This is a genomic window from Synechococcus sp. B60.1, from assembly GCF_047462555.1.
Taxonomy (GTDB): Bacteria; Cyanobacteriota; Cyanobacteriia; order Thermostichales; family Thermostichaceae; genus Thermostichus.
The window spans coordinates 20,351-22,057 of the sequence record NZ_JANSJN010000041.1; the positions used below are offsets into that span (position 1 = coordinate 20,351).

Here is a 1,707-nt window from a genome sequence, read left to right on the forward strand (position 1 = left end):
CGCCTGTCGGCTTTTAACAGCCGCGCCAACGTAGAAGAAGCCATGCGCCGCATTGTCAGCGTGTTTGGGAGCTGAGCGGCTAGGGCTGTTCAAATCCCAGCCAACTGGGTGGTGCCAGATTCTATCCCTGACTTATCTCACCTCCGACCCTTTTGGCGGAGGAAGAGGGGAGCCATAGCCATTTCAATTGAGACTGGGACAACGCACTTCCACTCAAGTTCTCGACTCTTCTCCCTCACCCCCAGCCCCTCTCCCAGGGGGAGAGGGGAGAGACCAGACCCTATCTCTGGAAGCGCTCGGCGACTTCCTCTCTACCAGACTTGCACCGGCACTTTCAAGTTGGGATCTCATCTTGAACATGGACAACCTGCTGGGTTTGGGCGGATCGCTCGGCGGCCTCGGCCACGGCGAGGGCATGGAGCATCTTTTCGGTGTCTACGTAGAGAGGGCTGCCGTGGCGCAGGTGATCCAGCACCATGCGGGTGTCTTGTTCGAACAGGCCGTGGCGGGATCCCGTCTCCAAGGGGTGGGCACTGCCGGCGCGCAACAGCATCGCCTCTTCGCCGTTGATCAGCAGGCCCCCCCGCTGGCCGTGGAACTCCAGTAGCCGCTGCGAGCACCACAGAGAGTCTCCCTTGCCATAGGTCAACACTGCCAGCAACCCGCTGGCAAAACTCAGTTGGGCTGTGCAGTAGCAACTGCTGTAGCGCTGGGGCAAATCCGGCCCGTCGTAGCGCAGTTGACAGCTCACCCGCTCCACCTTGCCCAGCAAGTCCACCAAGCGGTGAATGCGGGAGACAGCCCCCATGAGGGGGAAGCCAAACAGCTCAGGCCGGTAGGTCCAGCGGTCGGGGGCGGGGTGGGTGGCGGTGAGGGTGATGTAGCGGACGGCAAACAACTTGCCCAGCCCTTCCAGCTCCCGCCTCAGCAACAGGTGGATGCCGCTGAGGAGCTCGATGTGCTCCACGTGCAACAGCAACCGCCGCTCGGCTGCCAATTGCACCAGCGACCGGGCTTCGGCAAGGCTGAGGGCAAGAGGATATTCAACGACAGTGTGGATCCCTGCTTCCAGCGCAGCACGGGCAATGGCCCCATGATCCCGATTGATGGTGCTGACAAAAACCAGATCCAGCCGCTGCTCGCGGAAGAGAGAAGACCAGTCGAAATAGGCAACAGCCCCAAACTCGGCGGCAAAAGTAGCACTCCGCTCGGGGGATCGACCGACAACAGCCACAATCTCCACTTGCCCATCTTTGCGCAAGGCCTCAGCCCGTGAGCGAGCCGCGTAGCCGGTGCCGATGATCCCCACTCGCAAGGTCTGTTCCCTCTCCTAGCCTGCCTCTGTTTGTAGCATCACACAGAAAGGATCCCTTGTACTACCTAGCCATCAGGATCTCGCTTCACCCCAGGGAAACTCCTGCTGCACCCCTTTATTTCAAGCAGCAATAAAACCTCTCGTCACATCGCTATTGCTGCGCAACGCTGTCGCGAACGCGTCTCCCCAACTCCCCTCTCCCTGAGGGAGAGGGGACGGGGGTGAGGGATAGCTCCCTGAGGGAGAGGGGGCGGGGGTGAGGACATCAATTGTGGCCCGCCACCAGTGAAAATTAACGTAAGGTGCGGAATTCCTCACCGTCTATACGGTGGGGATGGATAGCACCCTCTGACTGATTCTGGATGTATTGCTTCACAATTTCTAGGGAGCAA

The 1,707-nt window shown here is 60.0% G+C and carries 1 protein-coding gene; it reads right to left on the reverse strand.

What is annotated here, in order from left to right; all coding sequences use genetic code 11:
• Nucleotides 1–334 precede the first annotated feature (334 nt).
• A complete protein-coding gene (locus NW863_RS06340; RefSeq protein WP_414365314.1) occupies nt 335–1,309 on the reverse strand; it encodes a Gfo/Idh/MocA family protein in 975 nt (324 codons plus the stop codon).
• Between the last annotated feature and the right edge of the window lie 398 nt (nt 1,310–1,707).